Source organism: Bacteroidales bacterium, assembly GCA_017521245.1.
GTDB lineage: Bacteria > Bacteroidota > Bacteroidia > Bacteroidales > G3-4614 > Caccoplasma_A.
Map to the genome: position 1 here is coordinate 1 of JAFXDI010000006.1, position 18011 is coordinate 18011.

Annotated in this window: 16 protein-coding genes and 1 riboswitch; of the genes, 10 read left to right on the forward strand and 6 right to left on the reverse strand. The window is 37.2% G+C overall.

The genetic code is table 11. The annotated features are described in order from the left end of the window. The 3 genes from IKK64_01970 to IKK64_01980 form a co-directional block, all read right to left on the reverse strand. Nucleotides 1–253, reverse strand: a 253-nt coding sequence (locus IKK64_01970) for a hypothetical protein (GenBank protein ID MBR4118828.1), incomplete at its 3' end; no start/stop codon positions are given. Between the two features lie 2 nt (nt 254–255). Then, nucleotides 256–1407 carry a YncE family protein gene (locus tag IKK64_01975; GenBank protein ID MBR4118829.1) on the reverse strand — a complete coding sequence of 384 codons (1152 nt, stop codon included), beginning with the start codon at nt 1405–1407 and terminating at the stop codon, nt 256–258. 1 nt (nt 1408) lies between these two features. Next, nucleotides 1409–3442, reverse strand: a complete 2034-nt coding sequence (locus IKK64_01980; GenBank protein MBR4118830.1) for a TonB-dependent receptor — start codon at nt 3440–3442, stop codon at nt 1409–1411. Nucleotides 3443–3548: 106 nt separating this feature from the next. After that, nucleotides 3549–3741: riboswitch (cobalamin riboswitch) on the reverse strand. Nucleotides 3742–4036: 295 nt separating this feature from the next. Here IKK64_01980 and IKK64_01985 point away from each other — a divergent pair. Genes IKK64_01985 through IKK64_02010 form a run of 6 tightly spaced genes read left to right on the forward strand, consistent with a single transcriptional unit; the run spans nt 4037 to nt 11703 of the window. Then, nucleotides 4037–5869 carry an ABC transporter ATP-binding protein gene (locus IKK64_01985; protein ID MBR4118831.1) on the forward strand — a complete coding sequence of 611 codons (1833 nt, stop codon included), beginning with the start codon at nt 4037–4039 and terminating at the stop codon, nt 5867–5869. Between the two features lie 10 nt (nt 5870–5879). Beyond that, nucleotides 5880–7064 (forward strand): glycosyltransferase, encoded by a 1185-nt coding sequence (locus IKK64_01990; protein MBR4118832.1) that lies wholly within the window; start codon nt 5880–5882, stop codon nt 7062–7064. Between the two features lie 33 nt (nt 7065–7097). Further along, complete coding sequence (locus IKK64_01995) at nt 7098–8267, forward strand: glycosyltransferase (protein MBR4118833.1); 1170 nt, start codon at nt 7098–7100, stop codon at nt 8265–8267. A gap of 18 nt (nt 8268–8285) precedes the next feature. Beyond that, on the forward strand, nt 8286–9473 hold the full coding sequence (locus IKK64_02000; GenBank protein ID MBR4118834.1) for a glycosyltransferase: 1188 nt from the start codon (nt 8286–8288) through the stop codon (nt 9471–9473). Nucleotides 9474–9478: 5 nt separating this feature from the next. Further along, nucleotides 9479–10645, forward strand: a complete 1167-nt coding sequence (locus IKK64_02005) for a glycosyltransferase (protein MBR4118835.1) — start codon at nt 9479–9481, stop codon at nt 10643–10645. Further along, nucleotides 10642–11703, forward strand: a complete 1062-nt coding sequence (locus IKK64_02010; protein ID MBR4118836.1) for a glycosyltransferase family 4 protein — start codon at nt 10642–10644, stop codon at nt 11701–11703. The genes IKK64_02005 and IKK64_02010 overlap by 4 nt, the downstream gene beginning before the upstream one ends. Before the next feature lie 26 nt (nt 11704–11729). Here IKK64_02010 and IKK64_02015 read toward each other — a convergent pair whose 3' ends face one another. The 3 genes from IKK64_02015 to IKK64_02025 are packed head-to-tail and all read right to left on the reverse strand — an operon-like array spanning nt 11730 to nt 14043. Then, nucleotides 11730–12851 carry a glycosyltransferase family 4 protein gene (locus IKK64_02015; protein ID MBR4118837.1) on the reverse strand — a complete coding sequence of 374 codons (1122 nt, stop codon included), beginning with the start codon at nt 12849–12851 and terminating at the stop codon, nt 11730–11732. A gap of 6 nt (nt 12852–12857) precedes the next feature. Further along, nucleotides 12858–13478, reverse strand: coding sequence for a ribonuclease H family protein (locus IKK64_02020; GenBank protein MBR4118838.1), 621 nt, complete (start codon nt 13476–13478; stop codon nt 12858–12860). 16 nt (nt 13479–13494) lie between these two features. Then, complete coding sequence (locus tag IKK64_02025) at nt 13495–14043, reverse strand: DJ-1/PfpI family protein (protein ID MBR4118839.1); 549 nt, start codon at nt 14041–14043, stop codon at nt 13495–13497. Nucleotides 14044–14128: 85 nt separating this feature from the next. Between IKK64_02025 and aroC the strand changes: the two genes are divergently transcribed. The 4 genes from aroC to IKK64_02045 all read left to right on the forward strand — a co-directional run. Then, nucleotides 14129–15202: a chorismate synthase gene (gene aroC, locus IKK64_02030; protein ID MBR4118840.1), complete on the forward strand. Its 1074-nt coding sequence runs from the start codon at nt 14129–14131 to the stop codon at nt 15200–15202. An 11-nt stretch (nt 15203–15213) separates the two neighbouring features. After that, the gene (locus tag IKK64_02035; protein ID MBR4118841.1) at nt 15214–16137 is read left to right on the forward strand and encodes a TIGR01212 family radical SAM protein; all 924 of its coding nucleotides are present in this window, start codon (nt 15214–15216) and stop codon (nt 16135–16137) included. A gap of 11 nt (nt 16138–16148) precedes the next feature. Further along, the gene (locus tag IKK64_02040; protein ID MBR4118842.1) at nt 16149–17267 is read left to right on the forward strand and encodes an ABC transporter substrate-binding protein; all 1119 of its coding nucleotides are present in this window, start codon (nt 16149–16151) and stop codon (nt 17265–17267) included. After that, a partial coding sequence (locus IKK64_02045) for an iron chelate uptake ABC transporter family permease subunit (GenBank protein MBR4118843.1) occupies nt 17260–18011 on the forward strand: 752 nt, incomplete at its 3' end. The genes IKK64_02040 and IKK64_02045, both read left to right, overlap by 8 nt.

Sequence of the window (18011 nt, forward strand, 5' to 3'; positions counted from 1 at the left end):
GTGAGTAATTTCCGTTCTTCTCGGCAACAAATATGCACTCTCTATCCTCTGATAGTAGTGTTACTTCTCCGCTTTCAGATATTATCTCCCATTTAAAGCTATCTCCTGCTGCTCCTGTTGCAATTGAGAGTTTTTGTAGGCGAGGTACTGAATAGTTGTAATCAACGCCTATTGATGTTATATCGGGTCCGTTATGGCAACCTATCAGTAGTATTGCCGATAGGATTGTTGTTATCAAATGTATTCTTTTCATAATTACTTGTATATAAATTCTACCAATGAGGGTATATCTCCTGTAAACACGCTCCAACGCTTTGTGCCTTGTGGTGAGTAACAGGTTATTGTTCCCGATGATACATAGTTTTTGGCATCGCATATAAACACCTCTTTTGTTGAGGGGTTTACCTTTATGGCGTATGGTACTTTAATTAAACTCTCTGTTCCGTCTTTTATAAAACGCTCTTCTTCTATCTCTGCTGTTTCAATATTGGCAATGGTGTATGTTATGTTTGTTGCCATTGAGTTTCCTTGATAAGGTGCGTTATACATATATATTTTATCTTCGCAGATATCAAAGTTTGAACATAGCAGGTTTGTTGCTTCAACGCTTTTTATAGTTCCGTTGCTATTTGTCTCAAGCCTATATAGTCGAGGAGGTAAGGTGTAGTAATTGCCACGAGAAAGCACCCATATTTTACCATTTTTATCAATCCTCATTCGGTGGAGATTTATTGCAATCTCTTTTTTCTCTATCTGTGTAAATGAAGATAGGCGAATTACCGATACTGTGTTGTCGTAATTGTCGGAGTTATAACCTCCCGAGTTTGCAACATATAGGTATCCGTTTTTTATAACCATCTCTTCGGGTTGTCGGCCAACTTTAACCTCTCCTACAATCTCATAAGTTTCAGTGTCAATTTTAAATACAGCACCCTCTTGTGCATTAACATCGCCTATTATTGTTGTTACATACGATGAAACGTAGGCGTATTTACCATCAAACACTATATATCGGCAATTTGGCACATCAACTTGTGCTATGCGTTTTGCATTTTTTGCCTCAACAATCTCAACTTTGTGCGATGCGTTTATAACTAACCAAAGTTTGTTGTTGTAAATTTTTGCATCGTTGCCAACATCCCCCAACTCCTTTATTACATTGGGGTTGCTCTCGGCATATATGTTGTGATGATATATGCCTGTGGTAAAATCCATAAAGTCGAGTGTTGCTTTGTTGCTTCCCATATTGCCTTCGTTTAGCAGGTAAAAGCCGTATGGGTTGGCGTTTGCATCTATTGCATTTTCAATGCTTTCGCTCTCTGAAAGGATGATTGTCTCTTCATCTCGGCACGATGCGAAAAGTAACGAGGCAATAAAGGCTATATATGTTATATATCTGCTTTTCATATTAAATCTCAAATGATAGGGTAAAACGGTAGTTTATTCCCGGCATTGGATAGTTTTGGATAACATCGTATGCCTGATTTAAGAAGTTATTCACCTCAAATGTGCCTTTGAGTGCACTGCCTCGTTTTAGTTTAAACTCTTTTATTAGTGATATGTCGTGAGTGTACCATGGTTGCATGTGGTTTGCTGCAACGTTTTGTTGCCCGGAATATCTCTCTCCTGCATATATGAAACTATAATTAATGCACCATCCGTCATATACCCCTTGCACTGCTGCTGAACAACTGTGGCGAGGAACGTATGGGATTTGATCACCATAATAACTATCGTTCACATCGGTAACATCAATTGCGTGTTGGTAGGTATATTGTCCTTTTACAGTAAAGAATAGTTTGTTGGCAGGAGATATTGTTATCTCTGTTGCAACATCGCAACCTTTAATCTCTACCTCTCCCAAGTTTAACATTGTCCAGCGGAACTGTTGTCCTTTGGGGTATGCAGTAATTTTATCGGTAACGCGGTTGTAGTATCCGTCAGCCTGTATTCTGAACATCCTTACAAACTTCTTTTCCCACTGACGCATATAGGTTACTCCTCCGTCATATTGTGTTGCATATTCGGGTTTAAGTGAGGCATTACCTAAGTCGGTGTAGTACAAATCGTTAAAGGTGGGCATTGTGAAACTGCGTTTTATGAATGCTCTGAGGGTTAAATTACCGTTCTTAAGAGGTTTAAGTGAGAACAATAGTGATGGAGAGAAGGCTTTTTTCTTTCCTTCGTTATCGCCTGTTGCAGTTTTATCTTTTATGAATGTTGCCAAGCAGCTACCTTGTATCTTCATTCTCCAAATCTGAAACGATGTAGCAAGAGCCAACATATTTGTATGACGTTTTGGATAGGCAAAGTTTGCCATATCGCTGTTTAGTGTATTGAATTGGTAGTCGTAAGCAACGGCTATATCCCAAAAGCGGAAGGGTGTAAAGGCGTGTGAAGTGGATAGATATATCTCTTTTTGTTTATATCGGTTATCTACCTCAATAAGTTTTGCATCGTTGTTTACATAGTGGGTGTTATAGTAGGCATATTTTGCATTTACCATAGTGCGGTAATAGCGGTTAATGTCTTTGCTGAATGTGCCTTGTACAAAGGTGTTGTTATCCCAAAGGCGTTCGCCTCGTCGCCATACGTTGTTTACAATGGCTCCAGGTATTCCACGTTCTGAATTATATGTATATAGTTTTACTCTCCAATATCCGTCGTTGATAGTACCAAATACTCCACCCTCAACCCTTACTGCTCTGATATCTCCGTTTTGTCTTGTAGCGGTTGTGTCGTATGCAACTGTTCCATCGGGTGTAACTCTGCGGTATCTGAAGTCATACTCTCCACTTGATGTTAGATACTCTGCCGATACCGACACAGATATACTGTCGTTAATCTTTGTCTCTAAAAGGAGTGAGGGGTTGATTGTGGCAAATGAGCCAAATTTTGATGCCACTTTAAGATGATAGTTTTTACCGCTCTCAAATTTTGGACGGCGAGAGCGAATGTATAACATTCCTGCTGAGCCAAAATCTTTGGCTGGTTGAAAAATCTCCCCTTTTTGTCCGTTATATACTGCCAATTCATCGATGTTATCGAGCGAGTACATTGAGAGGTCAATCTGCCCGTTTTGTGCATTGCCAAGTTGTATTCCATCGTAAAATACTCCAACATGGTTTGCTCCCATACTGCGGATATCAATGGTTTTAATACCTCCAACGCCTCCGTAGTCTTTAAGTTGAACTCCTGTAAAGTGACGCAAAGCATCAGCAACAGAGTAACTGTTTAGTTTCTCTAACTCCTTGCCCGACAAGCGTTGAACCGGAGTCATCTCTCTAAAACGGTTTGCAGTGATATTAACTTCTTCTAAGTTGAGTTGTAGTAATATAGAGTCTATTGCACTCTCTTCAATTTCGGTTGCTACAATAGAGCAGGGTGCAATACCTAAAAGTATTACCGCAATAATTGATTTTATGTGCTGTTGTAAAGTCATCCGCTTTAAAATTGTGCTTTGGGGAGAAGTTGATGCGGATGTTAGCCTATTAAGGCATTAGATAGGGAGTGTTCCTTTTTTTCACCACACGCTCTTTCCTCGAAAGCTGTTAGTAATATGCATCGGCAGGTCTTCTGACTTGTTCCAGCCTTTTTAGGATTGCCTTCCCATTATGCTCCTCTCGCATAAAAGTGGCATATCCTGGCCTTTATATGGAACTCACAGCAGCGGGACTGTCAGGGATTTTCACCCTATTCCCTTTTTAATCTTCGGTGAGAACCGATACGCTTGCAAAAGTATGTATAAAAATTTAATTACACAATATAGCCCTGAAAAATTATTCTTATTTGCTCTTAAAGTTATAATTTATCTCTAAATATTCCTGTTAAAGGATAATTTTCTCTATTTTTGTTTTAGTTAGATATAAGAGGATATTAAGATAATGGAAAAAGTATCGTGAAACTGCTGATGTAATTTCGTGATATCTCTTCTTCATTCTGTTATTTAAGAATAATAAACTATCTTTGTAGTCGGATATGTTAATTAATGAGTATCTTATTTTTGGAGTAATATATATCAATAAAAAATATTATTATGTTTAAGGAATTATTAAAACTGCTTGTAAGATTTGTACCTCCCTATAAAAAGTATTTTATATTAAATCTATTTTTTAATATTTTATCAACTATACTTACTCTATTCTCTTTTGCAACAATTATCCCCATATTAGAGATATTGTTCAAAATTAATGAGACTTCGTATCAATGGATGGAGTGGGGAAGTGGCAGTGCGAAAGATGTCTTTGTAAATAACTTTTACTGTATTATTAATGAGCAGATAGTAGCAAATGGTCAATCGTGGGTGCTGTTTTTGATGGGTGTCTTGTTAGTGGTTATGACTTTCTTTAAAACAATGAGTGCCTATCTAAGTTCTTATTTTATAATTCCTTTGAGAACAGGTGTTGTAAGAGATATTCGTAATTTTTTATACGATAAGGTAACTTCTTTGCCAATAGGATTTTTTACATCTGAACGTAAGGGTGATATTATGGCTCGTATGACAGGCGATGTTGGAGGTGTTGAGAATTCAATTATGGCATCGTTGGAGATGATATCAAAAAATCCCATTATGATAGTGGTATATCTTACAACTATGTTCTTAATCAGTTGGCAATTAACTCTGTTTGTTTTGGTGCTATTGCCTATTGCTGGATATATAATGGGTAAGGTGTCAAAAACATTGAAAAGGGCATCGTTGGATGCTCAACAGCAATCGGGAGTGTTATTCTCTGAGATTGATGAAACTCTTGGCGGATTGCGAATAATAAAGGCTTTTAATGCAGAGGATAAAATTAAAAATCGTTTTCATAATACAAATAATCTATTGTTTAAGTTTAGCAACAGAATTGCTCGTCGCCAATCGTTAGCACACCCTATGAGCGAGTTCTTGGGGACTCTTACTATTGCAATAGTTTTGTGGTTTGGTGGAACGCTGATTCTTGAAGGAAGCGGAATGATTTCTGCCCCCGAGTTTATATATTATCTTATCATATTTTATAGTATAATTAATCCGGCTAAGGATTTGACAAAAGGATTTTATGCAATACAACAGGGATTGGCATCAATGGAGCGTATAGATAAGATATTGAGTGCTGAGAACCCTATTCAAGCCCCTGAAAATCCCAAGTCACTTGTAAAACTTAACGATACTATTGAGTATAAAGATGTGTGGTTTAAGTATAACGAGGATTATGTAATAAAGGGTGTTAATCTAGTTATTCCAAAAGGTAAAACAGTTGCTCTCGTAGGTCAATCGGGATCAGGTAAAACCACTATGGCAGACTTGATACCACGTTTCTATGATGTGGAGAAGGGAAGTATTTTAATTGATGGTATTGATGTAAGGGATGTAACTCCGTTCAGTTTACGTGCCTTGATGGGTAATGTAAATCAAGAGGCAATTCTGTTCAATGATACCTTCTACAACAATATAACTTTCGGTGTTGAGAGTGCTACAATGGAGCAGGTTATTGAGGCAGCAAAGATTGCAAATGCACATGACTTTATTATGGCAACGGAGAATGGTTATGATACCTATATCGGAGATAGAGGATGTCGCCTATCAGGAGGTCAACGCCAACGATTAAGTATTGCTCGTGCAATTATGAAAAATCCTCCAATCCTTATTCTTGACGAGGCAACTTCGGCTCTTGATACTGAAAGCGAACGTTTAGTGCAGGAGGCTTTGGAGAATCTTATGCGTAATAGAACAACATTGGTTATTGCTCACCGCCTTTCAACAATTAAACACGCCGATCTGATATGCGTAATGCACGAAGGTGAAATTGTAGAGCGAGGTAAACACGATGAGTTGATAGCACTTAATGGTTACTACAAGAAACTTGTTGATATGCAGAATGTAGCATAATATTTTAATTATGAAGTTATCAGAGATAAAGAGTATTGCCTTTTTACACTACATATTTCCGGGTGGTGGAGCCGAAATGGTAACCATTAATCTTGCAAAGATGTTGAAGACAAAAGGGATAAAGGTGTATGTTTTTGTTTATGACCTTGATGAAACAAAGATTCCTGAGGAGGCTTCAAATATTGAAATAATAAGGATGTCGTATCCCGTTGATAGACGTAATATCCCCGATATAATAAATAATATAAAAGAGAAAGATATTTCGCTTTTAGTATTCCCTACTGATGTATATGATGTTTTACTGTATGCCGATGAGTTACGCAGTAAAACAGATTGTAAACTATTGTTTATGTTGCATAGTTTGCCTTTTTGGGACTATTATGAGAGTAAGGAGACTAAAAGATATAGAACTAAGGGTTCTATCCTAAAACAAATTGAATGGTACTTATTACGTTCTCATAAATATACTTTTGGTTCAAAGAAACGTGCCTTAAAAAGGGTATATAGGGAGTGTTACAATAAGGTTGATGTTTTTGGGACTCTATGTGAAGAATATGCAAGGGATGTAGCAAAGGCAATTGGAGTGCAATACAAAAACTCAAAATTCAGAGTTTTAAATAATCATATTGAGATTAATAACCAACCTGTAACCCCAAAGCAAAAAGAGGTTTGTTTTATTGGCAGATTGTCATATTGGGATAAACGTCCGGAGCATATTTTAAGGATATGGCACCTGATTGAAGATAGACATCCCGATTGGAGACTTAATATATTGGGAACTGGTCCCGAGAGAGAAAAGTTAGAGAGTTTAGCTAAAGAACTTAAACTCAATAGAGTTCAATTTTTAGGTTATGTGGCAAATCCTCAACAATATTACGATAGGGCGTCAATCGTTTGTCTGACATCCAATTATGAAGGCTGGGGAATGGCTTTAATGGAGGCACAATCAAATCAATGTGCAGCAATAGCATTTGATTGTAGTGCAGGAGTTAGAGAGATATTGTCTCCGTCATGGGAAAATGGGGTATTGATTAATTCTTTCAACGAAAAGGCTTATGCTGAGGCAATGTCGAGATTGATGAATGATACTGAATTGCGTGATAAGGTAGCAAAAAATGGTGCTGTTGCAGTAAAAAGATTCTCTCCTGAGAATACACTTAGGCAGTGGGAGTGTATGTTAGAAAGTTTAAAATAGAAATAATTATTAATTACAATTATGCAGAAGCCAATGAACATAGCTTTCCTTCATCAAGATTTTCCGGGAGGTGGGACAGAAATGGTAACCATTAATGTTGCTGCTTTATTAGAAAGTTTGGGATCAAAGGTTTATGTATTTGCTTCAAATATACATGATAATAAAATATCATCAATAGTAAAAAATATTACCATAATTCAATTACCTTATACTTTTGACGATACAAGGAATATCACAACTTTCATAGAGGGAATAAAGAGATATGAGATAGGGTTTTTAGTCTTTCCGGGAGGGGTATATGATATTATTCCCTTTGCCGATATAATCAGAGAAAACACAAATTGCAAATGTGTATATATGTCTCATAGTAAGCCATTTTGGGAATATATATCAATGAAAGAGGCTGTTGTTGCCAAGGTAAAGAGGAGCTTTCTTAAACGGATACATTGGTACTTGATTCGCTCTCACAAATATACATTCGGTATTAAAAAGGCGAAAGTGTGTAAGATATATAAAGAGTGTTACGATAAAGCCGATATCTTTGGAGTTCTTTGTGAGAGTTATGGACGTGAGATAGCTAAAGCAATAGGAGTTGAGTATGAAAACTCAAAATTCAGAGTTCTAACTAATCATATAGAGGTAAAGGAGAATTTTGTAAAGCAAAAGCAGAAAGAGGTATATTTTATAGGGCGTCTGAATTATACTGCTAAACGTGTTGATAGATTGTTGAAAGTCTGGCATTTGATTGAAGATAAACACCCTGATTGGTGCTTGAATATATTAGGAGATGGAGAAGAGAGGCAGAACTTGAAAAATTTAGTAGAAAAATTGAATTTAAAAAGAGTAAACTTTTTAGGTTTTGTAGCAGATCCACAACCTCATTATGACAGAGCCTCAATAGTCTGTTTGACATCAACATTTGAAGGTTGGCCTATGGTGCAGTTAGAGGCTCAAACAAATGGATGTGCAACAATTGCATTTGATTGCAGTGCGGGGATAAGAGAGATATTATCACCTTCGTGGGAGAATGGAGTGTTGGTGAAACCTTTTGATATAAATGCCTATGCTGCTGCGTTATCAAAATTGATGAGTGATGAAGATTTGAGAGATAGAATTGCCCAAAATGGCAGGAATGCTCTTATTAGATTCTCTCCTGAGAACACACTTATGCAGTGGAAGAATTTAATAGATGAGTTATCATAAATAATTTATATTGTTAAAATGCACGATAAAAAAAATATAGCCTTTATTCATCAAGATTTTCCGGGAGGAGGAGCTGAGATTGTAACATTTGATATAGCGAGGATGTTAGAGCCTAAAGATGTCAAGGTTTATGTATTTGTGCATAATTTAAAAGAGGAAAAGATTCCTGTAAATACTACAAATATTAATATAATAAAGTTAGAACATTACAAGGATAAGAATAATTTGCACACCCTAATAAATGAGATAAAAGAGAAAAATATTGGATTGTTTGTCTTTCCCGGTGATGTATATGAGGTATCTTTATATGCTGATGAGATACGACAAAAAACAGGTTGCAAATCAATATTTATGTTGCATAGTCAACCCTTTTGGGAGTATTCTATTAGAAAAGAGATAATAAAAAGAGATATTAAAAGATCATTCTCAAAAAGGTTAGAGTGGTATTTCTTACGTTCATATAAGTATCTATTAGGAATAAAAAAGGCTAAAGTGGTAAAGGCTTATAAGGAGTGCTATGATAAGGTAGATATATTTGGCGTTCTTTGTGAGAGTTATGGACGAGAAATAGCGACAGCAATAGGAGAAGTGTATGAAAATTCTAAATTTAGAGTTCTGACAAACTCATTGATTACTCCCAAATCGATAACCGAAAAGAAACAAAAAGAGATCTATTATGTTGGTCGTTTAAATTATGAGTTTAAACGTGTTGATAGGTTGTTAAAGGTGTGGAGTGTAATAGAGGATAAACACCCTGATTGGAGTTTAAATATTGTGGGAGAGGGAGAGGAATCTTCAAACTTGAAACAGATAGCAAAAAGAGAGGGATTAAAGAGGGTAAATTTTATAGGTTTTACTAATAATCCAAAACAATATTATGATAGAGCATCAATAGTATGTATGACCTCAACTTATGAAGGCTGGGGAATGGTGTTGATGGAGGCACAAGCAAACAGATGTGCTGTAATGGCTTTTGATTGTAGTGCTGGAGTGAGAGAGATATTATCACCCTCGTGGGAAAATGGAGTGTTGATTAAACCGTTTGATATTGATGCGTATGCTAAAGCCCTTTCTCGTTTAATTACCGATACTGATTTGCGTGAGAAAATTGTAATGAATGGAAGTGAATCGGTTAAAAGGTTTTCATTAGAGAATACTCTGCAACAGTGGAATAGTGTGTTTAATGAACTATCTATTGAAGAATAAATTATATGCCTGCATTAGCCTTTATTCATGAGAAATTCCCCTTTGGTGGCGGAGAGGTTGTAACAGTGAATGTTATACAATCTCTCAAAAAGTATGGATACAGGTTTGTTATATTTTCGCCTGAATTAAAACCAGATAAGTTATCAGCTCCTCTTGAAAATGTTGAATATGTAACTCTTCATTATAAGGTTGAAGATACAAGAAATCTCAATAAGATTATTTCGGAGATTGAAAAATATAAAATAGATATATTTATATCACAAGGTTTTAAAATACCATATCTAAATGATATAAGAACCAAAACCTTGGCAAAGGTTGTTTTTGTAAGTCACAATGCTCCATTTTGGGAATCGGTTTATAAAAAAGAGAATGGAAAACATTCTGCTTCAAAATCAATCTCTAAATGGTTGGAGTGGTATTTGCTTCGTTCAATAAAATTCAGTGTAGGGTTATTCGATAAAAAGTTAAGAAAAACCTATCTGCATATATACAATAGTGTTGATGCTTTTGGGGTGTTATGTGATAGCTACGGATGTGAATTTGCTGATACATTAAAAATTGATTACCACTCATCAAAGTTTGTAACTTTAACTAATGCTGCATATCCTGATGTAGATTATAAAGCGAATAAAGCAAAGGAGATCTGTTTTGTTGGTCGTCTCTCGTATGCTGATAAAAGAGTTGATAGACTCCTGAAAATTTGGAGTTTATTAGAAAATAAATATCCCGATTGGATATTGAATATAGTGGGTGATGGAGCAGAGGCGGTCTCTTTGAAGAGACTCTCAAAAGAGATAAGTTTGAAGAGAGTAAACTTTGTAGGTCATACAAAAAATCCTGAAAGTTATTATGATAAGGCTGCAATAGTATGTTTAACATCAACTTCTGAGGGTTGGCCAATGAGTTTAATTGAGGCTCAGGCAAATGGGTGCGTGGCAATTGCTTTTGATGTGTGTGCAGGTATAAATGAGATATTATCACCTTCGTGGGAGAATGGTGTATTGATTAAGCCATTTGATATTGAAGAGTACGCTAATGCTCTTTCTCGTTTAATGAGTGATGATGATTTGAGAAATAGAATTGCCGAAAATGGCAGACAACATATAGCGGAGTTCTCAGAAGAGAGGACAGCTCAACAATGGATAGAGATGATAAACAAATTATTGCAATGAAAAAGGTTGTCGTTGATATATATTCTGCAAAGAACAGAAATGTTGGTGTAGGAGAGTACTCTTATCGTTTAGGCGAAGCATTAACGGCGAGAGCGGATATTCTTGCAGAGAAGGGGATAAAACTTGTTTTTATGCTTCCTGACAATATGATAAATTGTTTTGGCAATAAGGTTGATTATATAGGCGTAAATAAATTTAACAGGTATTATTATCGTTATATCCGTAAAGGAGTTGCCCTGTTTCATTCGGTACATCAGTTTGCATTTATTCGTTTTATGTTAGGGGCAAAAAAGAGCTTGCTAACACTACATGATGTGAATTTTATGTATGAAAAGAGCGGTAAAAAATTATTGAAGTATAAAAACAAAATAGGCCGTCGTATAAATTTTTACGATGAGATCGTATATATTTCACAATTTGTTAAAGATGATGTTAAGCGTGTATATCCCGATATAAGCACCCCTTCACATATTATATACAATGGTGTTGCAGATACTTCAAAAAGTTATCCTAATGAAGAGGTATTACCTTTTGAGGAGGGCTTTTTATTACACCTTTCGAGTTTGCAACCAAAGAAAAATCCTGAGTTGCTAATTCGTATGATGAAATACCTCCCGGATGAACGTTTGGTAATGGTTGGTAATTGGTCTTCGTCTTATGGGGAGTATTTGAAGGGAGTTATAAAGGATCTTAATCTAAATAATGTTATTCCTTTACAGCATGTCTCAGATGCATTAAAGGCAACTCTCTATAAAAGGTGCAAGGCCTTTCTGTTCCCATCGTTGTGCGAAGGTTTTGGACTACCACCTATTGAGGCTATGCACTTCGGAAAACCTGTTTTTCTTTCTACTCTTACTTCTCTTCCTGAAGTTGGCGGTAAGTTAGCCTATTATTGGGATGAGTTGGAACCTGAAAAAATGGCTCAATCTTTCAAGGAAGGAGTTGAAGATTGGCAAAAAAATGGTTCTGTTGATGATGTAAAGATGTGGGCTTCTAAATTTTCGTGGGATGTATGTGCTGATGCTTATGTGCAACTATATATAAGTATGCTTGAGTAGAGCCTTTTTGTTATCTTTCCTCGTTTTTACAAACTTTTATATACTTTCATTATCTCTTCGGCAATAGTGTCGGGAGAGAATCTCTTTATATGCTCTTTGCCTTTTGCGATAAGTGATTGTTTATAATCTTTGTCTGTTAGTAGACAATTCAGTGCAGCGGCACACTCCTCAACTGAGTCAGGGTTTACATAAACAACTCCCTCTCCTCCTGCCTCCTCAAGGCACGAACCTGTTGCCGCTACTCCTGTAAGTCCGGCACTTATTGCCTCAACAATGGGTATTCCAAATCCCTCAAATCTTGAGGGGTATGCAAATAGCTCGGCAGCATGGTAAATTGATGGCAGGTATTTAAAAGGAACTCCCTCTATGATTCTTACTCTATCTGATAAGCCATTTTTATCGCAGAACTCCTCAACCTCTTTTGCGTATGCGGTTTTGCGTCCTGCCGCAATCAAGTGAATATCTTTTGGTAGATATACCATTGCTTTTGCAATCAGTAGAAGGTTTTTACGCTCCTCAACTGTACCGACACAAGCAATATAGCGTTTAGGCAGATTGTATATGCTTTTAACCTCATTGATTAGCTCAGCATCTGGCTCTGATTTAAAATTGGGGTGGCATCCTTGATAGATTGTAACAATTTTATCTTCGGGTATGTTGTAAAAAGAGATAATGTCGCTTTTTGTACAATCGCTTACGGCAATTATCTTGTCTGCTTCGTTACATGCCTTGCGAAACTTATAATCGTAAATAGTTCTATCTATTGGTTTGTAGTATTGGGGATAGTGCCTAAAGATGAGGTCGTGGATGGTTACCACGCTTTTAATCCCTGTTTTTGATATACCAAAGGGGAGTTCTCCGCTTAGACCATGAAAAATATCAACCTTCTCTTTTTTTAAATCTTTAAGGATTAGTTTTGAACGCCACAATGCAGGCAGAAATTTTGCAATTTTACTTTGAGGATAGAGGGCAGAGGTGTTTGATTGTAAAAGAGATTTAAACTCTCTATTCTCCTTTTGTTTAGGAGCAAAAACCTTATATTGCAGGTCATGGAACTTTCTGTTCAAAGCCCCAATAACAAATCTGCTGTAATTACCAAGTCCAGTGAAATTGGCAACAGCTCTTTTCCCGTCAAATCCAATTATCATTAATATCTATTTCCTCCCAAAGTCAGCAGGAATCTCTCCCCAGGCCTTTGTGTCCCACTTAACAATCTTTGCTCTGAATGAGTGAGTGTTTAGCCATTTTTCAGCACGTTCAATCAACTCAAAAATAATATCGTTTCGCCCAGTACGTTCCAACTTTGTTTTGCATTTTTTGTTGGCAACCCATAGCATAGCATTTCTGCTATCTGAGTATATTGTATAGTTTACCCCATATTTCTCCATCCATGCAAGAGCATGAACAATGGCTAAAAACTCTCCAATATTATTTGTGCCGTCCTCAAATGGACCAATACGGAATATCAATCCTCCATCTGCTGCCCACACCCCCTGGTACTCCATTTTACCCGGATTTCCCATACATGAGGCATCAACAGCAACGGCACAATTTATATCGGCAGGTAAAACCTTTGAAGACTCCTCTTTTTTGAGTCTGGGAGAGTATGAGGGAGCGCCTTCGCTGAATGCAGTCTCAGCCTCTTCCCTCGTTTCAAACCCTTTATATTTTGCTCCTTGAACTCCTTTTACTTGTAATAGACACTCCTCCCAAGAGCAATATATGCCTGGGTTTAAACCTTGCCATACAACGTAAAATTTGTTTTTACCTGCCATTCAAATATTTATATTCTTATTTTCGCATCATACCTTCAAGAATACGATGAGCGGTATCCTCTCCAAGACTCTTTTCAATAATAGCAGCGGCAAACATAATTGCTTGTGCAGGACCGTTTCCTGTTACAATATTACCGTCACGCTCAACTTGTGAGGCGGTGTAGTTTGCACCTTTTAGATGGTCTTCAAATCCTGGGTAGCAAGTTGCGTTTTTACCCTCCAAAATACCATTCTCGCCCAATACCATTGGAGCAGCACAGATAGCAGCAATTTTACCATTTGCCTCGTTGTGTGCTTTTAAAAGATTTATAAGTGGAGTACATGCAGCAAGATTAGCAGACCCTGGCATACCTCCGGGAAGTATTAGCCACTCGGCATTTGAGAAATCAGCCTCAGTAATTACTTCGTCTGCAACTATAGTAACACCATGAGCTCCTTCAACATCAAATTCATCCGATATAGAAACCATACTAACGGGCATAGCAGCACGTCTTAACATATCAACAACGGCAAGTGCTTCAATCTCTTCAAAGCCATCGGCCATAAATACAAAACTCTTTTTCATGGTACAAAAATATTTCTCGTTATTTCTAAATTCAAAGATAGATAAATTTTTATTATCTTCGCACAATTATATAATGATAATTTAGATGAATAAGTTCGGAACACTATTTACACTAACATCTTTTGGTGAGTCACATGGCGTTGCCATAGGTGGAGTTATTGACGGTATGCCAGCAGGAATAGCCGTTGATATGGATTTTATACAGAGAGAACTTGATAGACGTAAACCAGGTCAGTCATCTATTGTTACACAACGAAAGGAGGGTGATAAGGTTGAGATATTATCTGGAGTTTTTGAGGGTGTTACAACAGGAACTCCAATAGGCTTTGTTGTCTATAATACCAATCAGAAGAGTGGCGATTATGAGAATCTTCGTAACATTTATCGCCCCTCACATGCCGATTATACCTATTCGCAGCACTATGGAGTAAGAGATCATAGAGGAGGCGGTCGTTCTTCGGCTCGTGAAACAATCTCTCGAGTGGTTGCTGGTGCATTTGCCAAACTTGCATTAAAAGAGTTAGGGGTTAAGATTACAGCATACACATCACAAGTTGGAGATATAGAGATAGATAGAGATTATAAAAAATATGATTTCTCTCTTATAGAGAGCAATGCGGTGCGATGTCCTGATGCCTGTGCTGCACAAAAAATGGAGGCACTAATTGCTGATGTTAAGAGTTGTGGCGATACCATAGGTGGTGTGGTAACTTGTGTTGCAAGTGGAGTACCTGTTGGTTTGGGAGAGCCTGTCTTTGATAAACTACATGCAAAACTCTCAAATGCTATGTTGAGCATAAATGCTGTTAAAGGTTTTGAGTATGGAATGGGCTTTGCGGGAGTTGGAAAGAGAGGCTCTGAAATGAACGATATATTTGTAAACCGAGAAGGAAAGATAACAACTCTTACAAATAATTCAGGAGGTATTCAAGGAGGAATATCAAATGGAGAGGATATATACTTTAGAGTAGCATTTAAGCCTGTTGCAACTCTTTTGCAAGAGATTAATACAGTAGATTTAGAGGGTAACGAGGCGGTGGTTACAGCAAAAGGTCGTCACGACCCTTGTGTTTTGCCACGAGCAGTGCCTGTGGTAGAGGCAATGACTGCAATAGTACTTTTGGATAGTTATCTACTCTCAAAAACAACAAGATTATAATTAAATATACAATGGCGATAGATACTCCATTTTACGATTTCAGCCAATATCTAAAAGCAAAGTTCCCCGACTTTAAAGTACAAAAAATATCGGTGAATGCAGGGTTTACATGCCCAAATCGCGATGGGAGCAAAGGGCGGGGAGGTTGTATCTATTGTAACAATGCCTCATTTACCCCTGGGTATTGTGACCAATATAGTTCAATAACAAATCAGATTGAGGAGGGTAAATGGTTCTTCTCTCGCAAATATCCTGAGATGAGATATCTGGCATACTTTCAATCATACACAAATAGTTATGCCGATGTTGATGTTGCTATATCTCGTTACAAAGAGGCTCTGTCAATTCCGGATATTGAGGGACTTATAATCGCAACACGACCTGATTGTATGCCCGATGCTATATTGGAGTATCTACAAGATGTTGCAAAAGATAAGTTCATATTTATTGAATACGGGGCAGAGAGTTGTAATAATGCTGTATTGGAGAGGGTAAATCGTTGCCATACTTGGGAAGATACCGTTGCAACAGTTGAGCGTACTCATAAATTTGGTTTGGACTGTGGCATACATATCATACTTGGTTTGCCCACTGAAGAGAGGGATTCAATGTTACACTCTGCAACAGAGATATCAAAACTCCCTGTCAAATCGCTAAAATTGCACCAATTACAGATAATACGTGCCACTCACTTGGCTAAGGAGTATAAAGAGAATTGCGATGTTGTGCATCTTTTTGATGTTGATGAGTATCTGATGCTTGTGTCAGATTTTATAGAGCGTCTACGTCCCGATATTGCCTTGGACCGCTTTGTCTCTCAATGTCCTCCCGAATTCTTAATTGCACCACGTTGGGGGTTAAAAAACTACGAGTTCACTGCAAAACTCATAAAGAGTATGAACGAGCGAGGAGTACGTCAAGGAGATAAGTTTTAGAGTAAGAGATAATGAAAAGGGTATTGATATACATATTGCCAATCTTCATATTTCTTGCTTGTTCAAAAGTGGGAGATAATAATATAACCATACCCGCATCTAACGATTATGCCCAAGGATTTGCTGTAGCAGAGTTTGATAATTATAAGGTTGTTGAAGTTCGCAATCCATGGGATACACTAAAGATATTACAACGATATATATTGGTGCCAAAAGGATGTGAATTACCAGATAAAATACCACATGGAACAATAATTCGCACACCCATCAGTAGGGCAGTAGTATATGCTTCGTTGCATTGTGGAATGATAAAAGAGTTGCGTAAATCAGAAGCCATTGCAGGAATATGCGATGTGCATTATAATGCCGATAGTACTCTAAAAAATAAAGTCAAAAGAGGAGAGATTGCTGATTTAGGAAGTTCATTTTTACCCGATATAGAGAAAATAATATCAGTATCTCCTGAGATAATAATTCTATCTCCATACAAAGATAGAGATGAAGATAAAATCTCGCAACTTGGAATACCCATTGTAGAGATGGCAGATTATATGGAGAGTGTGCCTCTTGCCCGAACCGAGTGGTTAAAATTTATTTCAATGCTCTTTGATTGTGAAGAGGTAGCCGATTCAATATTTGAGACAACAAAAAAAGAGTATCTTCGATTGTCTGAAATTGGGCGAAGTGTTACATATAAACCAACTCTATTCTGTGAACTAAAAACAGGAGGAGTTTGGTATCAGCCGGGAGGAGAGAGTTATATGGCGCAGTTATATCGTGATGCAGGTATTGATTACCTATGGAGTGACAACAGTAATAAGGGCTCAATCTCTCTATCGTTTGAGGAGGTGTTTTCCCGAGCCTCTAACGCTGATTTATGGTTTATAAAATATGCTGAAGAGAGTGATAAAACTTTAAAATCTTTGGCTAATGAATATGCTCTATATGACAAATTTAAACCATATAAAAATAAATCGGTATGGGGAGTAAATGCCCTTAAAGTACCCTTTTATGAGGAGATGCCACTATATCCACACTATGTTTTACGTGATTTGATGATTGTGGCTCACCCTGAAATGTTTGACAAAAGCGAAACAATGCGATACTTTAAAAAACTTAGAAATGAGTAAGAAACCATTAATAGTATTATCTGTATTGACGCTGTTGCTATTTATAGCAAACCTTTTTTTCGGCTCGGTGAATATTCCATTATCCGATGTGTTGGATATATTGGTGGGAGGCGAAGCAAGTAGTAAGATGGCAGAGAGTATTGTCGTCCAATCGCGTTTGCCACAGGCTATAACAGCACTACTTGCAGGAGCAAGTTTAGCGGCAGCAGGATTGTTATTACAAACAGCATTTTCAAATCCGTTAGCAGGGCCATCAATATTAGGAATAACATCAGGAGCATCGTTAGGAGTTGCAGTTGTTATGCTCATGGGAGGAGGAGCCTTGGGTGCAATATCAGGCTCTATGACCTCAGTACTTGGAGCATTTATAGGTTCAATATTAACACTTGGGGTAATAATACTCTTTTCAATGGTAGTACGCAGTAATGTAATGTTACTTATAGTTGGAATAATGGTGGGATATGTTGCAAACTCAGCAATAACACTACTTAACTTTTTTGCATCGGAGCAAAATGTATTCTCATATACAATATGGGGTATGGGCGATTTCTCAAGTGTTTCGCTCTCTGATTTACCTCTTTTTGTAATCATATCTTTAGTGGGAATACTCCTCTCAATTTTACTCATAAAACCTCTTAATGCCCTGTTGTTGGGAGATAGATATGCAACTAATTTAGGAGTGAATATAAAATGCACACGAATATTGTTGTTGTTATGCACAGGATTGCTAACAGCAATAGTAAC